This window comes from Sphaerochaeta sp. PS, assembly GCF_032144095.1.
GTDB lineage: Bacteria > Spirochaetota > Spirochaetia > Sphaerochaetales > Sphaerochaetaceae > Sphaerochaeta.
Window position 1 is genome coordinate 468,555 of record NZ_JAVSNJ010000001.1, and the last position, 18,998, is coordinate 487,552.

The 18,998-nt window shown below is 52.1% G+C and carries 21 protein-coding genes and 1 tRNA gene; 16 read left to right on the forward strand and 6 right to left on the reverse strand.

Going from position 1 to position 18,998, the window contains the following annotated elements; all coding sequences use genetic code 11:
- Positions 1–59: 59 nt before the first annotated feature.
- Together ROJ03_RS02230 and ROJ03_RS02235 are read left to right on the forward strand one after the other, a co-directional pair.
- Positions 60–398, forward strand: a complete 339-nt coding sequence (locus ROJ03_RS02230; RefSeq protein ID WP_313725358.1) for a DsrE family protein — start codon at positions 60–62, stop codon at positions 396–398.
- A gap of 400 nt (positions 399–798) precedes the next feature.
- Positions 799–1,230, forward strand: a complete 432-nt coding sequence (locus ROJ03_RS02235) for an Hsp20/alpha crystallin family protein (protein ID WP_313725359.1) — start codon at positions 799–801, stop codon at positions 1,228–1,230.
- 77 nt (positions 1,231–1,307) lie between these two features.
- Here ROJ03_RS02235 and ROJ03_RS02240 read toward each other — a convergent pair whose 3' ends face one another.
- Entirely contained in the window at positions 1,308–1,652 is a 345-nt protein-coding gene (locus ROJ03_RS02240; protein ID WP_313725360.1) for a cupin domain-containing protein, read from the reverse strand.
- A gap of 242 nt (positions 1,653–1,894) precedes the next feature.
- Between ROJ03_RS02240 and ROJ03_RS02245 the strand changes: the two genes are divergently transcribed.
- From ROJ03_RS02245 to ROJ03_RS02255, 3 genes are all read left to right on the forward strand, one after another.
- Positions 1,895–2,743: a sulfide/dihydroorotate dehydrogenase-like FAD/NAD-binding protein gene (locus tag ROJ03_RS02245; protein ID WP_313725361.1), complete on the forward strand. Its 849-nt coding sequence runs from the start codon at positions 1,895–1,897 to the stop codon at positions 2,741–2,743.
- A gap of 3 nt (positions 2,744–2,746) precedes the next feature.
- A complete protein-coding gene (gene gltA, locus ROJ03_RS02250) occupies positions 2,747–4,234 on the forward strand; it encodes an NADPH-dependent glutamate synthase (RefSeq protein WP_313725362.1) in 1,488 nt (495 codons plus the stop codon).
- An 83-nt stretch (positions 4,235–4,317) separates the two neighbouring features.
- Entirely contained in the window at positions 4,318–4,812 is a 495-nt protein-coding gene (locus tag ROJ03_RS02255; protein WP_313725363.1) for a PTS sugar transporter subunit IIA, read from the forward strand.
- Here the strand turns inward: ROJ03_RS02255 and ROJ03_RS02260 are convergent.
- The 3 genes from ROJ03_RS02260 to ROJ03_RS02270 are packed head-to-tail and all read right to left on the reverse strand — an operon-like array spanning position 4,800 to position 6,840.
- Positions 4,800–5,372, reverse strand: a complete 573-nt coding sequence (locus ROJ03_RS02260) for a 5-formyltetrahydrofolate cyclo-ligase (RefSeq protein WP_313725364.1) — start codon at positions 5,370–5,372, stop codon at positions 4,800–4,802. The genes ROJ03_RS02255 and ROJ03_RS02260 overlap by 13 nt on opposite strands.
- Before the next feature lie 8 nt (positions 5,373–5,380).
- A complete protein-coding gene (locus ROJ03_RS02265) occupies positions 5,381–6,094 on the reverse strand; it encodes an energy-coupling factor transporter transmembrane component T (RefSeq protein ID WP_313725365.1) in 714 nt (237 codons plus the stop codon).
- Positions 6,079–6,840: an ABC transporter ATP-binding protein gene (locus tag ROJ03_RS02270; protein ID WP_313725366.1), complete on the reverse strand. Its 762-nt coding sequence runs from the start codon at positions 6,838–6,840 to the stop codon at positions 6,079–6,081. The genes ROJ03_RS02265 and ROJ03_RS02270 overlap by 16 nt, the downstream gene beginning before the upstream one ends.
- Positions 6,841–6,957: 117 nt before the next feature.
- Here ROJ03_RS02270 and ROJ03_RS02275 point away from each other — a divergent pair.
- The 10 genes from ROJ03_RS02275 to ROJ03_RS02320 all read left to right on the forward strand — a co-directional run bounded on the left by ROJ03_RS02275 (position 6,958) and on the right by ROJ03_RS02320 (position 15,305).
- Positions 6,958–7,030, forward strand: a tRNA-Phe gene (locus ROJ03_RS02275).
- 184 nt (positions 7,031–7,214) lie between these two features.
- Positions 7,215–7,565: a hypothetical protein gene (locus ROJ03_RS02280; RefSeq protein ID WP_313725367.1), complete on the forward strand. Its 351-nt coding sequence runs from the start codon at positions 7,215–7,217 to the stop codon at positions 7,563–7,565.
- Positions 7,565–8,263 carry a Crp/Fnr family transcriptional regulator gene (locus ROJ03_RS02285; protein ID WP_313725368.1) on the forward strand — a complete coding sequence of 233 codons (699 nt, stop codon included), beginning with the start codon at positions 7,565–7,567 and terminating at the stop codon, positions 8,261–8,263. The genes ROJ03_RS02280 and ROJ03_RS02285 overlap by 1 nt, the downstream gene beginning before the upstream one ends.
- Before the next feature lie 76 nt (positions 8,264–8,339).
- Positions 8,340–9,026, forward strand: coding sequence for a DUF542 domain-containing protein (locus ROJ03_RS02290; RefSeq protein WP_313725369.1), 687 nt, complete (start codon positions 8,340–8,342; stop codon positions 9,024–9,026).
- Positions 9,023–10,210 carry a flavodoxin domain-containing protein gene (locus ROJ03_RS02295; protein ID WP_313725370.1) on the forward strand — a complete coding sequence of 396 codons (1,188 nt, stop codon included), beginning with the start codon at positions 9,023–9,025 and terminating at the stop codon, positions 10,208–10,210. The genes ROJ03_RS02290 and ROJ03_RS02295 overlap by 4 nt, the downstream gene beginning before the upstream one ends.
- Before the next feature lie 118 nt (positions 10,211–10,328).
- On the forward strand, positions 10,329–11,273 hold the full coding sequence (locus ROJ03_RS02300; RefSeq protein WP_313725371.1) for a DNA-processing protein DprA: 945 nt from the start codon (positions 10,329–10,331) through the stop codon (positions 11,271–11,273).
- Between the two features lie 52 nt (positions 11,274–11,325).
- Positions 11,326–13,119 (forward strand): alanine--tRNA ligase, encoded by a 1,794-nt coding sequence (locus ROJ03_RS02305; protein ID WP_313725372.1) that lies wholly within the window; start codon positions 11,326–11,328, stop codon positions 13,117–13,119.
- Between the two features lie 182 nt (positions 13,120–13,301).
- Positions 13,302–14,462 carry an MFS transporter gene (locus ROJ03_RS02310; protein WP_313725373.1) on the forward strand — a complete coding sequence of 387 codons (1,161 nt, stop codon included), beginning with the start codon at positions 13,302–13,304 and terminating at the stop codon, positions 14,460–14,462.
- A 61-nt stretch (positions 14,463–14,523) separates the two neighbouring features.
- Positions 14,524–14,910 carry an iron chaperone gene (locus tag ROJ03_RS02315; RefSeq protein WP_313725374.1) on the forward strand — a complete coding sequence of 129 codons (387 nt, stop codon included), beginning with the start codon at positions 14,524–14,526 and terminating at the stop codon, positions 14,908–14,910.
- 20 nt (positions 14,911–14,930) lie between these two features.
- The gene (locus ROJ03_RS02320; protein ID WP_313725375.1) at positions 14,931–15,305 is read left to right on the forward strand and encodes an iron chaperone; all 375 of its coding nucleotides are present in this window, start codon (positions 14,931–14,933) and stop codon (positions 15,303–15,305) included.
- A gap of 123 nt (positions 15,306–15,428) precedes the next feature.
- Here the strand turns inward: ROJ03_RS02320 and rlmN are convergent, their stop codons facing one another.
- Together rlmN and ROJ03_RS02330 are read right to left on the reverse strand one after the other, a co-directional pair.
- Positions 15,429–16,511 (reverse strand): 23S rRNA (adenine(2503)-C(2))-methyltransferase RlmN, encoded by a 1,083-nt coding sequence (rlmN, locus tag ROJ03_RS02325; RefSeq protein WP_313725376.1) that lies wholly within the window; start codon positions 16,509–16,511, stop codon positions 15,429–15,431.
- 13 nt (positions 16,512–16,524) lie between these two features.
- Complete coding sequence (locus ROJ03_RS02330; protein WP_313725377.1) at positions 16,525–18,117, reverse strand: OPT/YSL family transporter; 1,593 nt, start codon at positions 18,115–18,117, stop codon at positions 16,525–16,527.
- A 190-nt stretch (positions 18,118–18,307) separates the two neighbouring features.
- On the opposite strand from ROJ03_RS02330, the gene ROJ03_RS02335 reads away from it, so the two are divergent.
- Entirely contained in the window at positions 18,308–18,808 is a 501-nt protein-coding gene (locus ROJ03_RS02335) for a hypothetical protein (protein ID WP_313725378.1), read from the forward strand.
- The last annotated feature ends 190 nt before the right edge of the window (positions 18,809–18,998 follow it).

Sequence of the window (18,998 nt, forward strand, 5' to 3'; positions counted from 1 at the left end):
TCTCCTCCACTATCTGTGGTATGATGGGGGCAAGCATCACAGAAGAAAGGATGGACTGTATGGACAAGTTTGTTATTTTCGCATTTCAGGGTAACCCCACCTGTTTCGTGCATGTCCTGTTGAATGCACTCGATATGCATGCCAAGGGTAAGGATGTGAAGGTTGTGCTGGAAGGTGAGGCAGTGAAGTTGGTGAAGGCCATGACCGAGGCAAAGAACCCTCTTTTCAGGAAGGTGGTGGAGCTCAAGCTCATCGACTCGGTCTGCAGGGCCTGCTCGGCTACCTTGGGAGTCCTCGAGTACAACGAGCAGTCGGGCCTGCCTGTCGGTGGTGATATGAGCAACCACCCTTCGTTCCTCTCCTACATCGAGAAGGGTTATCAGGTCATTACGCTCTAGGCATGAAGCAGACGAACATCGTTGCCTCCCAGGTGGGAGGCTTCGTTTTTGGTCGTTCTCCAACAAGATCTGGTTGGGCTTGTGCCAGTTTTGCTCGGTTTCTTCTCCCATTCTTACAGCTGTGTGTCAAAATGATCCAAAAATGAATCGTGCAATAGGAATGTGGGACCTTCTGTGCTAGAACAGGGTGCCAATGGGGTAGTGCAGTTGTTTGTCATGAGATTGCTCATTGGTGATGTTATTACGATAAATACATATAATACAAGGTATTACATGTATTGATTATATTCTTTCCTCTCTTGGAGTTCTCGCTCCGGTAAAGTTGGCATGCTCCTTGCATTACTGTTTGTACAAGCCTAGAGGCCTGCATATACCACAATGCACACATGGAGGTGTCAACATGAAATATTACGTAACATACAATCGCAACAATCCGGTATCGAGCTATCGCTCCCTGTTTGATGACCTATGGTCCGATCTGAGCGCTACTGCCAGCAAGATCCCCCCGGTTGATATTGTCGAGACTGACAAGGCGTATGTTATCGAGGCTGAGCTTGCCGGATATACCCAGGAAGAAGTGCAGGTGAATGTCGACAAGCACGTTTTGAAGATCAGCTCCTCCAAGGAGAACCTGAAGGATGTTGACGAGAACAAGAAGTCCCTGGTTCGTGAGCGCTACTATAGGGCCTTTGAACGGTCCTTCAGTCTGCCTGAGGACATTGCCGAAGACCAGATCGAAGGGGAGTTCGCCAATGGGGTGTTGACCATCACCCTGCCCAAGAAGCCCGAGGTTCAGCCCAAGAGCATTGAAGTGAAGATCAAGGGAAACTGACAACCAACCGATTCGTACCGTTTGCAGCTTGCACACAGACAGCCTGGAGAGATCCAGGCTGTCTTGTAGTGTAGGGATCAGTCCAGGATGATGAGGGCCATGAGCTTCAAAGGCTCCTTCTCTTCATTGCGGATGGCATGGCTTGCCCCACCACCGGTAACGACGAGGTCCCCTTTGGTCACCAGCTTCTCGCCATCAGCTTCCGTTACGATGCCCTTTCCCTCTGTGATCCAGTAGTATTCGGTCTCGTTGACATGGTCATGCACCCCGATGGAGCATCCCTTTTCCAGGGTTATCTCACTGAACAGGCGGCAGTGCTGTACGCTTCCTTCCTCGGCAAGGGCCCTGAATTGGGTTGAACCCGTTCCACCGCGCAGGTGCTCTTTTGTCGTTATGGGCATCTCATTGAATTTTCTGATCATTTTTGACTCCTTCGTCACTAGTTTGCCTTAGAGGGACCTGTTTGGACAAGAGCCTTGCTCCGTTTGCAGATGATTGTTGACACAGCAGGTCAATGGGGAAATACTGCTCTCATTAGAACCAACACTGTTTTCGTGCATGCTGCCAATTCATGGGCTCCAAAACTCTTGGAAAGGTTTTCAATGCTACGATTATCGGCTATCATACGGTACGGTTATGCAGAGATTTGACCGAGGAGTTACGCATGAACAATATTCTATCGAAGCAGAGGCTCTCCCAGGAAGTTTTCAGAGTGAGCATTCATGCTCCAGAGATAGCGGAAGCAAGAAAACCTGGGCAGTTCATCATCTTGCAGATGGGTGGTGATTTTGGCGAGAGGATCCCTCTTACCATTGCCGATGCAAATGTGGAAGAGGGCTCCATAACCCTCATTTTCCAGGCTGTTGGAGAGACTACTCACCGCCTTGCAACCCTGGAAATCGGTGATTCAATAGAGAATTTGCTTGGTCCGTTGGGTAAGCCCACCGACATTAGGAAATATGGAAAGGTAGTCTGCGTAGGTGGAGGCATCGGGGTGGCCCCGCTTTTTCCCATCGTGCAAGCCATGAAGCAGGCCGGTAATGAAGTGAAGGTCATCATGGGTGCGCGTAACAAGAGTCTGCTCATCATGGAAGAGGAGATGAAGAATACCGCCGATGAGGTCATCGTCGTAACCGATGATGGCTCCTACGGCCGGAAAGCTCTGGTGACCGTTCCCCTAAAGGAGCTTTGTGAAGAGTGGAAACCCGATTGCGTTGTCATCATCGGTCCTCCCGTCATGATGAAGTTTTCTGCCCTTACCACCAAGCCCTACGGGATCCACACCATCGTTTCGCTGAACACCATCATGATAGACGGAACAGGTATGTGTGGGGGCTGCAGGGTCAACATTGGGGGTACGACCAAGTTCGTCTGTGTTGACGGGCCTGAGTTCGATGGCCACCTGGTTGACTGGGACAATATGCTTCTCCGTCTGGGAACCTATAGGAACAAGGAAGAGGAAGCTCATCATCGCTGCCATATCGGCCTGGAAATCAAAGAGGGAGAGGCGTAGACCATGCATGTTTCACTAGAAGAACTCGATAAGAAGGCCAAGGCTGTCCTAGAGACCTATGAAGGGGCAACGCTCACCCCCAAGGAGAGGGCTCAGATTCCCCTCCAGGAGATGCCAACCCAGGACCCTGGGGTCCGTGTCAAGAATATGCAGGAGGTTTCCATCGGATATACCGAGAACCAGGTGAGAGCCGAGGCCCTGCGCTGCCTGCAGTGCAAGAACAAGCCCTGCATCAAGGGCTGCCCTGTCTCGATCGACATCCCGGCCTTCATTGCAGAGGCTGCAAAGGGTGAGCACGCAAAGGCCCTTTCCATCATCAAGGAGAGCAGTTCCCTGCCCGCCATCTGTGGAAGGGTCTGTCCCCAGGAGAGCCAGTGCCAGCTCTATTGTACGGTTGGCAAGGTCCTCAAGGATGTGGAGCAGTCGGTTTCCATCGGTAGGATCGAACGCTATGTCGCCGACTTTGCCCGCGAGCATGAGTGTGAGACCATCCCGACCGTAGCCCCTGAGACAGGCAAGAAGGTAGCTGTTGTCGGTACCGGACCTGCAAGCATCTCTGCTGCCATGGACCTCCGAAGGGAGGGCCATGAGGTGGTGATGTTCGAGGCCCTGCACAAGGCTGGTGGGGTACTGGTATATGGGATCCCTGAATTCCGTCTTCCCAAGAAGATTGTGGAACACGAACTGCAGAACCTCAAGGACATGGGGGTGACCATCAGACGGAACTACCTGGTCGGAAAGACCCGCAAGATCGCGGACCTTATGGGTAAGGACGGTTTTGATGCTGTCTTTGTCGGCTCAGGTGCAGGTCTACCCAAGTTCATGGGCATCGAGGGCGAAAACTATGTAGGGGTCTTCTCTGCAAACGAATACCTGACCCGTAGCAACCTCATGAAGGCCTATGCCGTCGGTGAAGCCCTTACCCCTCTCTTCGACTCGAAAAAGGTTGCTGTCTTTGGTGGTGGAAACGTCGCCATGGATGCTGCCAGGACGGCCAAGCGCCTGGGGTCAGAAGAGGTGAGCATCATCTATCGCCGTACCGAGGTCGAGATGCCTGCCCGTAGGGAAGAGGTGGCCCATGCCAAGGAAGAGGGAGTGAGGTTCCTCTACCTCCATGCCCCCCTGAAGATCACAGCCAACGAGAAGGGAAGGGTCAATGGTGTTGAGCTTATCCAGTGTGAGCTGGGTGAACCTGATGCCTCTGGCCGCCGTTCCCCCGTAGAGATCCCCGGCAGCGAAAAGATGTTTGATTTCGATACGGTCATCGTTGCCATCGGTAATGCCAGCAACCCACTCATCAAGGCAACCACAGACGAGATCGAAGTAAATCGTCGGGGAAATTTCATCGTCAATGAAGAAACCTGTGAAACCACCCTCAAGGGTGTCTATGCTGGGGGCGATATTGTCCTTGGTGCAGCGACGGTAATATTGGCCATGGGACAAGGTCGCAAAGCGGCCAAGGCCATGAACCAATATTTGTTGACAAAATAACAATTTAGTAGCTTAGGTATCTGCAGTTTCTGCTGCAGATACCGTGCCTTGAAACAGTTCTTTCCATTGTGTATAGTACAGCAGTGGATATACTCAATGATTGCCGATCGGTAATCTGTCAGCTCCAGGCGACCGAAAAAACGAAGGCGCTTCTTGAGGTGATAGATTCTTGCTCAATATTTGACACCTTACCTGATGTTGAACGCTTCAAACGAGGTGTGCTTCGTCGTGAACGCATACAAAGTACAGGAATTGGCCATGGGGTGGCTATCGCCCACGGCAAGATCCTGGGCCTGCATGAAGTGCATATTGCCTTGGGCCTCAGCCGGGATGGCATCGACTATGGTTCGGAAGATGGCATGCCTGTCCATCTGCTGTTTGTCATTGCCAGTTCTCCTTCCATCCAGCTGGAATACCTGCGTTCCCTCAGTGCGATCCTTCGTAGCGTTCGCAGTGAAGCGATGAGGGAGCACCTGCTCTCCTTGCAGGACCACCAGATCGATGATGCCTGCCATAGGTTCTTCTCCATGATGGAGAGTCAGCATTTTGTCTGGCTGGGAAAGAATCAGGTACGGTAAAAGAGCCCTGCACAAAGTACCTGTTTCACCTTACGGTCCCAGCTTTCGGTTGGGATGCTTTGTACCATCTGGTAGCCTCTGCATATCCCGATGGTAGCAATGGAGGGGAATTGCTGTAGGTATCTGTCGTAGAATCCCTTTCCCCTTCCCAGCCGCTCTCCTGAGGGTGTGTAGGCCATGGCAGGGACCAGGATGAGGGAGTGCTCGTCAATGGTGGCGATCTCTCCCCCTGTTGGCTCCATGATGCCCAGGCGGGAAGGTTCAAGGCCCTCTTCCCACCCTCCTTGAACCAGGTGGAATTGCAGGCCATCGGTGCCGTCTGGTTGTTGTATGCATCTTGGAAGGGCAAGCCTCTTATGCTGTAGGGCGTCTCTAAGGATAGGGGTTATATCCACTTCACTGGGCAGGGGCGAGAAGGCAAACAGGGTAGTGCAACCCATGTAGAGCGGGCTGTGCAACAAGGCTTCGACACTCTGCATATCCTCCACCACAAACCTGTTTGGAGGTATCTCCTTTGCCAGTTGTTTGAGCTTTGCCCTGAGCTGTTGTTTGCTTTCCATGCTGAACATTATAGCACAAATGGCAGGGTCAGGATGACAAGAGAGACTGTTCCAATGGTCAGCCAGAAATCTGGTGCTGAGTAGGGCAGGGCCCTTCTTGCCCTGCTGGGGTCAAAGCTCCTCGCATCCAGGGCCCAGGCAAGCTCTTCTGCGCGGTCGAGCAACAGGGTGAAGATGCTCTCTCCCAATGAGGTGAGGTTCCGTATGGGATGGCGGTTTCTCTCCATCCTCGCTTTTCTTGCTGTGGTCACCTGGTTGGTGACGTCAAATATGAGAGGGACCATGGAGATGGTCAGCTCGATGGAGCTGGCTATTGCCCAGCCATCAACAAAGGGAATCTTGCTTAGCACGCTCCCCAACGAGCGGGCAAGGTCGTCCGGGGCTGTGGAGTCGGCCAGCAGCATCCCGCAGAGGATGATGGCCAGGAACCGGAGGCAGGCAGCAAGGGTGCCCAGAGGGCTTCTTGTTGCCAGGTATTCGGTGATGGCAATGATGACTGCCATGAAGAAAAAGAAGGTGAGCTCCTTGCCGTATCTGCGTAGAGGAAGGCGTTGGGTTAAGGAGAGTACTACTAGAGGCAGAAGCAGAATGAGCGCTAATTTGTATGGTGCTCTGGCAAGGGGTATGAGAAGTATCAGGACAGAGGCAACCTTGGCAAGAGGATTGCATCTGTTGAGGAAGGCCCTCTGTTCTCGGTAGTGGAAGATTAGGGCTTCAGCCATGTCAAATCCTCAAGTGCACACTCTTCGGGTACGTAGACACCATGCTCCTTGAAGAGGGGCCGTAGGAGAGAGGGAGGGCCCTGGGCCGCTACTGTGCCGCCTTCCAGGATGATCACCTTGTCAATGTATGCAAGGATTTTTTCAACCTCATGGCTTACCAGGATGATGGTGTGTCCCTCGTTTCTCAGCCTGAGAAGGGTTTTCAGTACCTGCACCACCGAGGGGTAGTCGAGGTTGGCAAAGGGCTCGTCCATGATGAGCAGCTTGGGCTCCATGACGAGGACCCCGGCAATGGAGAGGCGTCTCTTCTCTCCTCCGCTGAGGGCCCTTGGCCGTTGTTTCAGTTGTTTGGTGAGGTCAAGAAGGGCTACAACATCATCAAGGCGTTGTCGTTGGACCGGTAGGGGAAGTTGCAGGTTCTCCAGGCCGAAGAGGATGTCCCTCTCTACTGTCTGTCCCACTATCTGGGTTTCGGAATCCTGGAATACCAGACCGATGGACCTGAGGCGGGCCTTGCCATGGTGGGTCAGGTCCTCTCCCTCCAACAATATGGTCCCTGCTGTGGGTTTGAGAAGGCCTTTGATGCATTTGAGCAAGAGGCTTTTTCCTGATCCATTCGGGCCTGTGATGAGGCTTAGGGACCCCCTCTCTATGGCAAAGGAGATCTCTTTGAGTATGGGTTTTGCTGTTTCGAAGCCGAAACTTAGCCCCTCAAGCTGTAGGATAGGTTCTTCTTCTCGTTTCATCTTTTTTTGACTGTACCAGATGGTTCTTCTTTGAGCAAGATTATCCACCTCCAGCGCGAAAGTCTCCAAAAGGTGTTGACAAGAATTCTGGAATTGGGGTATACAAGAGGAGGTCAAGCCGCTTTAGCTCAGTTGGTAGAGCAAAGGACTGAAAATCCTTGTGTCCTCGGTTCAATTCCGAGAGGCGGCAGACAACTTCCTGTTACAGAGATGTGGCAGGTTTTTTTATGCAAAAAATGTGCAATAGCTTGGTTCAACAACAGAACCCAAGTTCTTGAAGTCATTTTTCCTAACCTCCTTATTCCCCTCTCTCCATATCAGCCAATCTATGCTAGGATAGTACTATCTATCATCTTTGGAGGTACTGGCTGCGTATGAATGAACTACGAAAGAAATATGAAGAACTCCCAGAAGATGCTCCTGCCATGCAGATTGAACTGACGGCAGAGAGCCTTGAAAGGCGAGCCTACTCACCAATCCTTCTGTTGAAGGTCCCCCATTATAAGAGAATGAGAAAGGCCGATATGCTAGCAGAGTTCGATAGGGTAGTGGCTCTGGACCCTGGTTCCAAGGAACTCAAGGGTGTTGTTGCCATCAAAGACCCTGAGGAGATCAAGGAAAAGCACCTGTCCACCCTGTTGAACCAGTATCTGCTGCTGTGCAACCTCCGTAAGGGCCTTGCCTCAGCCTGGGATGTCATCAACGAACTGTATGAGGATGATTGATGGTAGCATGTTCTGGTTGTTCCAGTGGAACCTCCCTCTGCCTTTCCCATGTCCCCATCTTCCAGCATCTCGATGAGGGGCAGTTTGTCCGTGTTCAGCGCCTCATACGCCAACGCACCCTGGAAAATGGTGAGGTACTCTTCCGTGAAGGGGAGGTCTCCAACCGTCTGATCATCATACGGGAAGGATCGCTGAAGCTGCTTCGCTATGGCAGCGAAGGGGAACAGCTCCTCCTTGATACGCTCTTTGCTGGGGATTTCTATGGGGGTGATCAGCTTTTCAGTGAAAGCCACTGTCGCGAGACAGGAATAGCCTCTGAGAAGCTTGGCATATGCACCATAGCCAGCGAAGACATACGCACCCTCATGCTCAGCGATCCCCACATAGGCTTGAGTGTCATGACCTATCTCAACGGGAAGCTCGACCAATATCGACTCCAGCTGGAGATGCTCTCAACAAAAAATGTAGAGAAACGCATTGCCATGTTCCTTCTGGAGTGGGTTCGGCGTACAAAAGAGGAGGTGGTACCCCTCTCCCAGGAGGAGATCGGCAACTCGATCCACCTTACCAAGGAAACGGTCAACCGCAAGCTCTCCCAGATGCAGGAGAGAGGCCTTCTCTCCGTATCGGGGAAGAAACGCATCATTCTTTTGGATATTCCCACATTGCATCTTCTCTCCGAAGGAATCGTAGAGTAGAATAGGGTGTATGTTGATTTAAATCATAGTCGGGCTAGTTTTTTCAAAGTATGCTGTCCATACTAGGAGATACCGGATGAAAAACATGAAATTGTCACAGCTCGTAAAGGAGTATCCCTTTGCTACCATATTCCTCAACGAGAAGCAGATCGACTACTGCTGTGGTGGCGATCACATGCTCTATGAAGAGATAGCCAAGAAGAACTATGACCGCAAGACCTTCACCGATGAGCTTTCGGATTTCCTCAAGGATGCAGCGAGCAAATACCAGGCAACAGTTGACCCCTCCCTCTATGAACTGGGCATTGATGAACTCATCGACCACATTGAAGCCACCCACCATATTGCAGAAAGGCTCTTGATCGAGCAGGTCGATGAGAAACTCAATACCATATTGCGTGTCCACTACAAGGCCCATAAGGATGAGCTACGGCTGGTCCACTCCCTGTTCAGTGACCTTCGCAAAGAGTTGCTGGAGCACTTTGCAGAGGAAGAGGAAGAGGTATTTCCTCTGCTGAAGCTGAAGGCAACAGCAGAATCCCTTGCACTGGTGGAATCCCTGGAGGGTGACCACGAGGCTGCAGGAAACCTTATCAAGCAACTGCAAAAGGCTACTGGTGACTTTACTCCACCAAAAGACGGATGCCCCACCTATGTGGCAACCTATGCGTTGATGAAGTCACTGGTAGAGGATATATTTCTACATATATTTAAAGAGAACTCAATTCTCTTTCCCAAGTATGAAAAAGGAGCGAATCTATGAAACGAGCGATCAAGAACAATGTGTCCTGGGTTGGAAGAATTGACTGGGAACTCGAGACATTCCACGGGGATGACTACTCGGTAAACCATGGCTCTAGCCAAAATGCGTATCTTATCCAGGAAGAGAAGACCGTACTCATCGACACCATCTGGAAACCCTATGAAAGGGAGTTCAGGGAAAACCTTGAACGTGAGATTGACCTCTCCAAGATCGACTTCATTGTCATGAACCATGGTGAAGTTGACCACAGTGGGGCCCTTCCCTACCTTATGGAGAAGATTCCCCACACCCCGATCTACTGCACGGCAAACGCAGTGAAGTCCCTTGTAGGCCAATACCACCACCCCGAATGGAACTTCAAGGTGGTGAAGACCGGTGACAGCGTAGACATCGGAAACGGCAAAAGCCTCGTCTTTGTCGACATGAGAATGTTGCACTGGCCTGACAGCATGGCTACCTACATGACAGGGGACAACATCCTCTTCTCCAACGATGCATTTGGACAACACTTTGCCATTGAAGAGCTCTTCAATGACAAGGCAGACCAGTGCCTGCTCTGGGAAGAAGCCCTCAAGTATTATGCCAACATCCTTGCCCCCTTCTCGCCTTTGGTGAAGCGCAAGATCGAGGAGATCGTGAGCCTGAACCTGCCCATCGACATCATCGCCCCAAGCCATGGTGCCATCTGGAGAGACAATCCCCTGCAGATCGTACAGAAGTACGCCCAGTGGGCCGATGACTATCAGGAAGACCAGATCACCATAGTCTACGATACGATGTGGGATGGTACCAAGACACTTGCCCACGCTCTTGCCAAGGAGATCCAGGCCCTTGCCCCTGAGACCAGGGTCAAGATATTCAACATCTCCCAGACAGACAAGAACGATATCATGACCCAGGTCTTCATCTCCAAGGCGATAGCCGTAGGGTCCCCGACAGTAGGGCAGAGCATCCTCTCCTCCGTAGCCGGTTGGATGCACTTCCTCTTCGAGCTGAAGCTCAAGAAAAAGAAGGCAGCTGTCTTTGGCTGTTACGGCTGGAGCGGTGAAGGTGTGCAGGTATTGGATGAATTGCTGGTCAAGTCTGGCTTTGAGGTCGTAGGACCGAAAGTCAAGGTCAACTGGAATCCAAGGCCTGAGAACCTCAAGGAAATGAAGGGAATCGCTGAAGCACTCTGCAACTAGATTCCTTCTGTTCGCCGATGTGTATGGAGCTGTCCTCTCCTGGTGGAAGGGACAGCTCTTTCCGTAATGCCGATTGCAGAGCCCAAGGCCCTCGTGATAGAATTCGGACGGAGGACCTATGGATCGTACATGGCATCAGGCACTAAACTATGAGACGTTGGTCAAGGTAGCCAACAATTCCGAGGCCAAGGCTCTTGAAGCCTTTTCCAAGGCCCTCATCCTACTCGATACAACCGAGCCCTTTCTACTTCATCTTGGCGAGTATGCCTCCCTGCTCAACATCGACCAGGGCCTTCTCAGCAAGGCCTATTATGACTGTCTGCCCGCCTTTGAAGCCATGGACAGTTCTGTACAGGTGCTCACCTGGGAGCATCCCCTCTGGCCTAAGCAGGTCAATGACTTTGCCTACTGTCCCCGATTCCTCTATGTGCAAGGCAATGCTTCGCTGCTTTGCCAGCCCTCGATCGCAGTCATAGGTACCAGAAGTCCTTCCCTGGAAGGAAAGAAGCTTGCCTCACTCTCTGCCATGGCGATAGGAAACCGTTCGTATGTAGTTGCCAGCGGCCTCGCCCTTGGCATCGATGGCATAGCGCACAAGAGTGCCCTGGACAATGGGTTTCCCACCTTTGCAGTCCTCGGTACCCCCCTGAACAGTTGCTATCCTCCTGAGCATGCGCTCTTGCAGCAAGAGATCGCGAAGCGTGGTGCATTGGTGAGCAGGTTCGCCCCTTGCTCGGCAACACAGAAGTGGTTCTTCCTGCTTCGCAACCGCCTGATGAGTGCCCTTTCCATGGCCTCGGTTGTGGTTGAGGACCGTGATGGTGGAGGGGCTGTACGACAGGCATCCTTTGCCTTGGAACAGAAGAAGTACCTCTTCATCTACCAGAGCAGCGTGGACAACCATAGTTTCCTTTGGCCAAAGCAGTTCGCCAACAAACCCAGGGTCTTTGTAGTAAAACACGCCACCGATATCCCACGGGTCTTGGAGAAGGCTGTGAAGACCAAGGAGCAAGTTGGGAAAGTTACCCAAAAGAGCGTGCAACTCGACCTGTTCTCCCTCTAGTAACTCCAATCTGCCTTGACATGCATTCATTGGGGGTACTACTATCTCACATATGAAAAACCAACTAACCGCTAACCAACTACGACAGAAATATATTGATTTCTTTGTATCAAAGGACCACGTCCAGATCAGTGGTGCTTCCCTGATCCCTGAAAATGATCCGACTGTCCTGTTTACCACAGCCGGTATGCATCCGCTTGTACCCTACATCCTGGGCTCCGACCACCCTTCAGGCAAGCGTCTGACCAACTACCAGAAGTGCATCCGTACCGGTGACATCGAGGCGGTTGGTGATCCCCACCATCTCACATTCTTTGAGATGTTGGGCAACTGGTCCCTTGGGGACTACTTCAAAAAGGAAGCCATCGCGTTCAGCTATGAGTTTCTGACCAAGGTTTTGGAAATCGATCCAAGCCAGCTCTCCGTCACGGTCTTTGAGGGGGATGACCTGGTCCCTCGTGATGAGATTGCATCTTCAGCCTGGATGAGCCATGGCATTCCCCAGGAGAGGATCTACTTCCTTCCCCGAGAGGACAACTGGTGGGGTCCTGCTGGCGAGACCGGCCCCTGTGGACCGGACAGCGAGATGTTCATCGATACAGGACGAAAGGCCTGTGGCGATGATTGCCGCCCAGGGTGCTCCTGTGGCAAGTATTTTGAAATTTGGAATGATGTCTTCATGGGCTACAAGAAGAATGCCGACGGCACCTACTCCGAGATGGAGAGAAAGTGTGTCGATACCGGCATGGGCATCGAAAGAACCATCGCAATCCTCCAGGGAAAGAAGTCTGTCTACGAGACTGAGATCTTTACCCCGGTCATTGCCGGTATCGAGAAGCTCAGTGGAAAGACCTATGGAAATGATGAGGAGACTGACATCTCCATCCGCATCCTTGCTGACCATGTGCGCACCAGCGTCTTCATCCTTGGGGACCCCAAGGGGATGGCCCCTTCCAATGTTGGGCAGGGCTACATCCTCAGAAGGCTTATCAGGCGAGCTGTCCGCCATGGACACAAACTTGGCATCGAGGGCTCTTTCCTGGGCGAACTTGCCACCATCGTGCTTGGTCTCTATGCTCAGCCCTATCCTGAACTTGAGGAGAACAAGGAGTTCATCTTCAAGGAACTTGCCGCCGAAGAGACCAAATTCTCCGAAACCCTGCAGAAGGGCGAACGGGAGTTTGAGAAGATGCTTCCCAACCTGCTGAAGGGAACCTCCCGCCAGCTGAGCGGAAGGACCGCCTTCAAGTTGTATGATACCTACGGTTTCCCCGTGGAGCTGACACGCGAGCTTGCCAATGAGCATGGCTTTAGCGTTGACGAAGAGGGTTTCAAGGCAGCCTTTGAGAAACATCAGGAAATTAGCCGTAGCGGAGCCGAACACCAGTTCAAGGGCGGCTTGGCTGACCATAGCGACAAGACCACTGCCTTGCATACGGCAACCCACATGCTGCACAAGGCTTTGAGGACCGTGTTGGGCGAACATGTTGGACAGAAGGGCTCAAACATCACTGTTGACCGCCTTCGGTTTGACTTTACCCACCCCTCTCCGATGTCGAAGGAAGAGATCCAGCAGGTTGAGGATATGGTCAATGAGCAGATCGCACGAAACCTCCCCATTACTGTTGAGAGCATGACCCTCGAGCAAGCCAAGGAGGCCGGTGCCATTGCATTCTTTGAGAGCAAGTACGGCGAACAGGTGAAGGTCTACTCCATCGGAGACTACTCCAAGGAGGTGTGTGGCGGTCCCCATGTGGAGAATACCTCATCGATGGGCCACTTCAAGATTCTCAAGGAACAGTCCTCCTCGGCTGGAATCAGAAGGATCAAGGCCATTCTTGAGTAGGTGACCTAGAGCTTACTACTCATGGATATTCATATAGGAGGGCAGGGCTGCGGTCTTGCCCTTCAGCTTTTTTTGCCATACCTTAGGAGTATGCACGTACCCAGCTAACCAGATCGAAGAGTACCTTCTTCCCAGGCTTTCTGCTTGGGCTATCTTTGTCGGTCAAATAGTTGGAGCCTCCCATGCAAAATACAACCCATAAGGCTGTGGTTCTGATGAATCTCAGCGCCTTCTTCTCTGGCATGGTCTTCTATGCCCCTGTAGCAACACTCTACCGCCAAAGTAGAGGCATTTCCGTATGGCAGATGAGCCTCATCGAGGCCCTTAGCCTGGCCTTGATGATGGCTCTTGAGATCCCTTGGGGGTATGTTGCCGATAGGATAGGGTATAGACGTACCTTGGTCTTCTCCTTTCTGGTTTTGTTCATCTCCAAGATTGTCTTTTTTGCAGCCCATGGATTTTCACTCTTCCTGATGGAACGGATCCTGCTCGCCATCGCCTTCAGTGCCCTCAGTGGTGTCGATATTGCCTATCTTCATCGCTGCAATGCAGGGCAAAAGGAGTTTGGATACTACCAGGGCAGCAGCTTCCTGGGCCTGTTGGTGGTTGCCTTGATCTTTCCCCTCTTCTCGGAGATTTTCGTCCAGAGTGCCTTTCTTACCATAGTCAGCCATCTCATCGCCTTGCTCTTCATCCTTGCCCTTCCGAGGGAGCCTGTGGTGCAAAATATTCTTTCCTCTCATTACACAGGGGTTGTGGAAACCCTGGGACGTTTGGCCAGGGATAGGCTTTTGTTGCTCTATGTCAGCGGCAATACCCTGTTGTTTGGGGTAAACCAGGTGGTGACGGTGTTCCTTGTGCAATTGTGCTATACAAAAGTAGGACTTCCCCTCTCGGCGTTTGGGCTCCCTTTTCTGCTGCTGGTCATAACCTCATCAACTGTTTCCTACCTCTCCTCTCCTTTGACCTCATACTTTGGAAGAAGGGCATTGACGTTGTTCTCCTTCGTGCTTTCCCTCTCTGGCCTAGCACTTCTTTGGTCGATGCAAGGGGTAGTGGTTGTGGTCTTGGGAGCAGTCTTGGTCCGACTTGGGGCAACTCTGGTGCAGCCTGTCTATCTTGCCGTAACAGCGAAGGCTTGCGAAGGACCCGATCTTGCTACATCATTAAGCATGAACTCGCTCATTGGGTCGCTGATGGAGCTGTTCCTGACCTTGGGCCTGGGATTTCTGGCAGAAAGGAACCTCTCACTCGCATTGGGGGTTGCCTCCATTGCACTGGCCCTTGGCTTGGGCCTTCTGTTCTGCAGTCGCTCTCTGTTGAGCACTCCTAATCTAGTATAAAACCAAGTGATTCGCTATGATTTAGTTCAAGGATATCTGACCTGTAGCCAAGGAGCTCATCGTGGAAGAGTTTGCAACATTTCTTGAAGCCATTGAAGACCCGGAACATAGGAGGAGGAGTGTAGAGGTCCTCACCTGGGTTCAGAAAACATTTCCCACCCTTGTTCCCCGGTTTGCCTGGGGCCAGCCGATGTTTACCGATCATGGGACCTTCATCATAGGCTTCAGTGTGGCCAAGCCCCATCTTGCACTCGCTCCCGAAGGGGGGGGCATCCGCCACTTCTCCGAGGCGATCCTCAAGGCAGGGTACACCCATGGCGCAAAGTTCATGCGCATCAAATGGGAGCAGCCGGTCAACTATGGGTTGCTTGAAGAGATCATCCGGTTCAACTTGGAAGAGAAGAAGGCGTGCACCACGTTCTGGAGACAGAACGACTTTTGCAACTAGGCAGGCCAAAGGAGAGGACCATGGAAGTATTTGAACCATTTCTGGCAACGATAGAGGATCAACGGAGCAGGAATCGGACAGAGGAGGTCTTCTCCTGGGTCCATGCTACCTTCCCGTCCCTTGTGCCCAAGATTGCCTGGAACCAACCCATGTTCACCGACCATGGGACCTTCATCATAAGCTTCAGTGTCGCAAAGCATCATCTTTCTGTCAGTCCAGATGTGACAGGGATGAAGCTATTCTCAGAGGAGATCGAGAGAGCTGGGTACACGCAGACCATTAACCTGTTTCGCATCAAGTGGGTTGAGGCGGTCGACTATGCCCTTCTGCAAAGGATCATCCAGTTCAACATCGATGACAAGAAGGATTGCAAGACGTTCTGGAAGAAGTTGTAGCAGGACCATTTTCATGGGAATCGAGTAGCCTTGTTTCCACCAGATGTTGCCAACATAAGAAACCTTCTGCAAAAGCAGAAGGTTTCTGGGTATACGGTGCTCATGATGGTACGGCAGCGCGAGTTATTCCTCGTCATCCTCGTCATCAAGGAAATCGTACTCCATGCCCTTGTTGAGGGGCACTGCAAGCTGGCCACAGGCACCGTTGATCTCCCTGCCCCGTGATCGGCGGAGGGTATACTTGATGTGGAGCCGGTCAAGATAGTGGGTGAAGCGATCAACCTCTTCTTCGGAAGGGGTCTCCCAGGGCATGTCCTCTGCAGGGTTCCAGGGAATGAGGTTTACCACCACATCCAGGGTCCTGACATAGTCGGCGAGTTTCTGTGCAGAGACTTCGTCGGTGTTTATGTTGTGCAAAAGGCAGTACTCGATGGTGAACCGCTTGCCTATAAGGCGCTGGTAGTGCAAGAGGGCCTTCTTCAGTTCATTGAGATTCCATTTCTGGTTAACCGGCATGACCCTGTCACGGATCCTGTTTTCTGCACTTACCAAGGATACGGCCAGCCTGACCGGCAGTTTCTGTTCGGCAATCTTGAGAATGCCTGGGACTATGCCACAGGTGCTGATCGTTATCCTCCTGAAGCTGATGTTGAACCCTTGTTCCTCGTGGAAGTACCGTATCGACCGTGTGACGGGTGCAATGTTGGCAAGTGGCTCGCCCATGCCCATGTAGACTATGTGGGTGATGGGTTGGGTACTTGCCCTGGTAAGGTGGATGAACTGTTCGATGATCTCCTCGGTAGCAAGGTTTCTGAGCAGTCCCATCGTACCGGTCCTGCAGAAGGTACAACCCATCGCGCATCCAACCTGGCTTGAGAGGCAGGCGGTGTGGCGGCCCTTCTTGTCGATGAGCAATACGCACTCGACAACCAGTCCATCATGGAGGCGGATGCCCATCTTGGTGGCTCCGCTCTCGTCCGTCTCGCTGGTTTCAACCGTTGATGAGCAGAAGGAGGGCATTATCTCCTTCAGGCGGGCGCGCTCCTCTTTGGGGAGGTTGGTCATCTCATCAAAGGAGGTTGCTCCCTTGATGAGCCAAGCATACATCTGTCTTCCGTAGAAAGCCTTGGGTAGCTGTAGTAGTTCGCTGAGATTCTCTGCATTGAGGCCGTAGAGGGACAGCGGTAGTTTATTCTCTTGTTCCATGGTGTGAGTATACCTATTTGAGCATCGAAAGAATAGCGATGGCTACCCCTGTTATTCCTTCGCCACCAAGCAAACCGCTTGCAACGAGCCCAGATTCCTCACCAAGGCGCTCCTTGCTATATTTTTTGGCAAAGATTTTTTTGATAAGGGAGGAGAGGACTGCCCCAAGACCCATGATCGAGGAGATGTATATGGGAAGGTAGACCCCCAGGCCCAGGGTAGCAGATGGCAGGTTGCTCAAATAGAGTGCGAGCCCGATCGCGCATCCTGCGAGGAAGGCCGGGACATTGCTGAGCCCACCTACCATTGCAGCCACCGCTGCTGCCTGTGGGGCAGGGAGCTCCAGGGTGCCGAAGCCCCCGAAGGAAGCCTTCATTATCAAAAGGACAAAGACCGATAGCACAGCCCCGACGACGCCTCCGATCCCTTCCCCAAGCAACTGCTGCCTGGTATCGGTACCCAGGAGGTATCCGCTTTTCAGGTCGTTCATGACATCACCGGTAAGGCCGCAAGCGACTGCGGTGACCGCAGCGATGCTGAAGGATGCGACAAGGGAGGGGTGGCTAACCAGCTGAACCACCAACAGGACCAGGATGCCGAAGATCTCCATCGGGTTGATGCCCGTCTGGCCTGTGAGCATTCCTGAGAGATAGGTGGTAAGGTAGATGCCGACGATGACGATGATGGCCTCAAAGAAGCTGATGTCGGTTCCCAAGGAGAGTAGGATTATGGCAAGGACCAGGACAAGGAGAATCATACTCTGGGTCCTGCTATTCATCTTCTTGGAATCCTTGGTCTTCTTTGTCTCCTTGGCCTTGGAGATGACGGCCTTGATGAATACACCCAGACCAGTTCCTATCATAAGCCCGATGCCGAGGTTGGAACGGAAGATGTCAGCCTCTGCCATGGAGGAGAAGAGGCCGCTAGCCAAGCCGATGGGGATGAGCAGGTAGTAGCCAAGGATGGCTCCTCCGAACCACACCAGGGCAAAGAGGGGGCCGATGATGGCTCCGATGCCCATGGCCATCGGGGAGACCCAGATGGAGAAGGCTGGGAGGATGGCACTCCCCTTGAAGATGGTCAGCAGTGCCGGGATCTTTCCAAAGCCGTCACGAAGGGCTGTGAAGATCACCGAGCCCCCCATGGAGGCGAAGAGCGTCTTTGCCCCATGGCCGCCTTTTACGCTGGCCTGGAGGGTGTTGTAGGAAGCGCGTCCCATCGGAAAGGGAAGTTTCTCCTCTTCGATGAGCTTCTTCCTGAATATTGCAGAAAAGAGTGTGCCTAGGATTGCCCCTACCACAGTGAGCACAATGAGCTTGATGGTGGAGAAGGATGCATCGGGGGCGATCATCCAAAGACCGGGCAGGGTGAAGGCAAGGCCGCCTGCGACCATGGCGCCGCTGCTCATGATGGTATGGGTGACGTTGATCTCCTGCAGGGAGGAGTTCTTGGCTTTGCTCAGGGCGGCCATGCTGACTACTGTCACGAAGATGGTCGGCCAGGGGAGGGCTCCCATACGAAGGGCGACATACATGGAACTTGCGGTAATTACTACAAGGCCCAAAAGGCCAACGATCAGACCTCTGATGGTTAGGTGTTTGTTCATGGTTCTATACACTTCCTCTGATTTTGTATGGTACCGAGGATTGCCAAAAAAAGCCAGACCGTGTGGCTTTTCCGCTGGAAATTTTCAACGCTGATTTGGTGACTCTGCTTGGCGCTGTAGGAAAGATATTGTATATATGTTATATTTAAGAGAATTACTCGTAAAAATTTTTTCCATAGGAGAAATGTGAATGAAAAAAAATGTATTGATGGCAATGATTCTCATTGTTCTTGTTCTGGTCCCTGTCTCTGCAGCCTCGCTGAATACTTCCAGTGCTGCCCAGAGCAGATATGCAGTAGGCCTCAATCTTGGAACCAACTCAGGTCTTGGCTTCCAGTATAGGGCCAATAGGGATTTTGATATCATCGGAAACCTCGGGCTCAATAATTTTGGGACTTCCCACCTTTCCTTTGATGTGGCTGCAAACTACAAGATCAGTGAATTCAGCATTGAAAAGGCTGATTTTGATGTAACGATGGGCCTTGGTGCCTATGTTGGGATTCCTCTGAAGGATGGAGAAAAGGTGGATTTTGCTCTCCTCGTTCCGTTCGGGGTTGTCTACCATTTTGAGTCAGCACCCGTGGATATCTACCTCAGGATTGCTCCTGGCCTGAAGATCATTGAAGGTGGTACCGTCGGCCTTGGTTTGGGATTCAGTGGATATCTGGGAGCCCTGTGGCGCTTTAACTAAGCAACACTCTTCCCGCCTGAATTGCCGCTTGACCTATACTGGTTGGGCGGCATTTTTCGTGAAAAGGGTTCGATAGGAAAGTCCAGCCACCAAGGGTGTGACGCTCCTGCATTGTTCGTTGTTTCCCCCATTTTCCCTCTTGGTATCCCTTGTATTTTGTTTCTGGAAAACCAAAAGAACCTGTGGTATG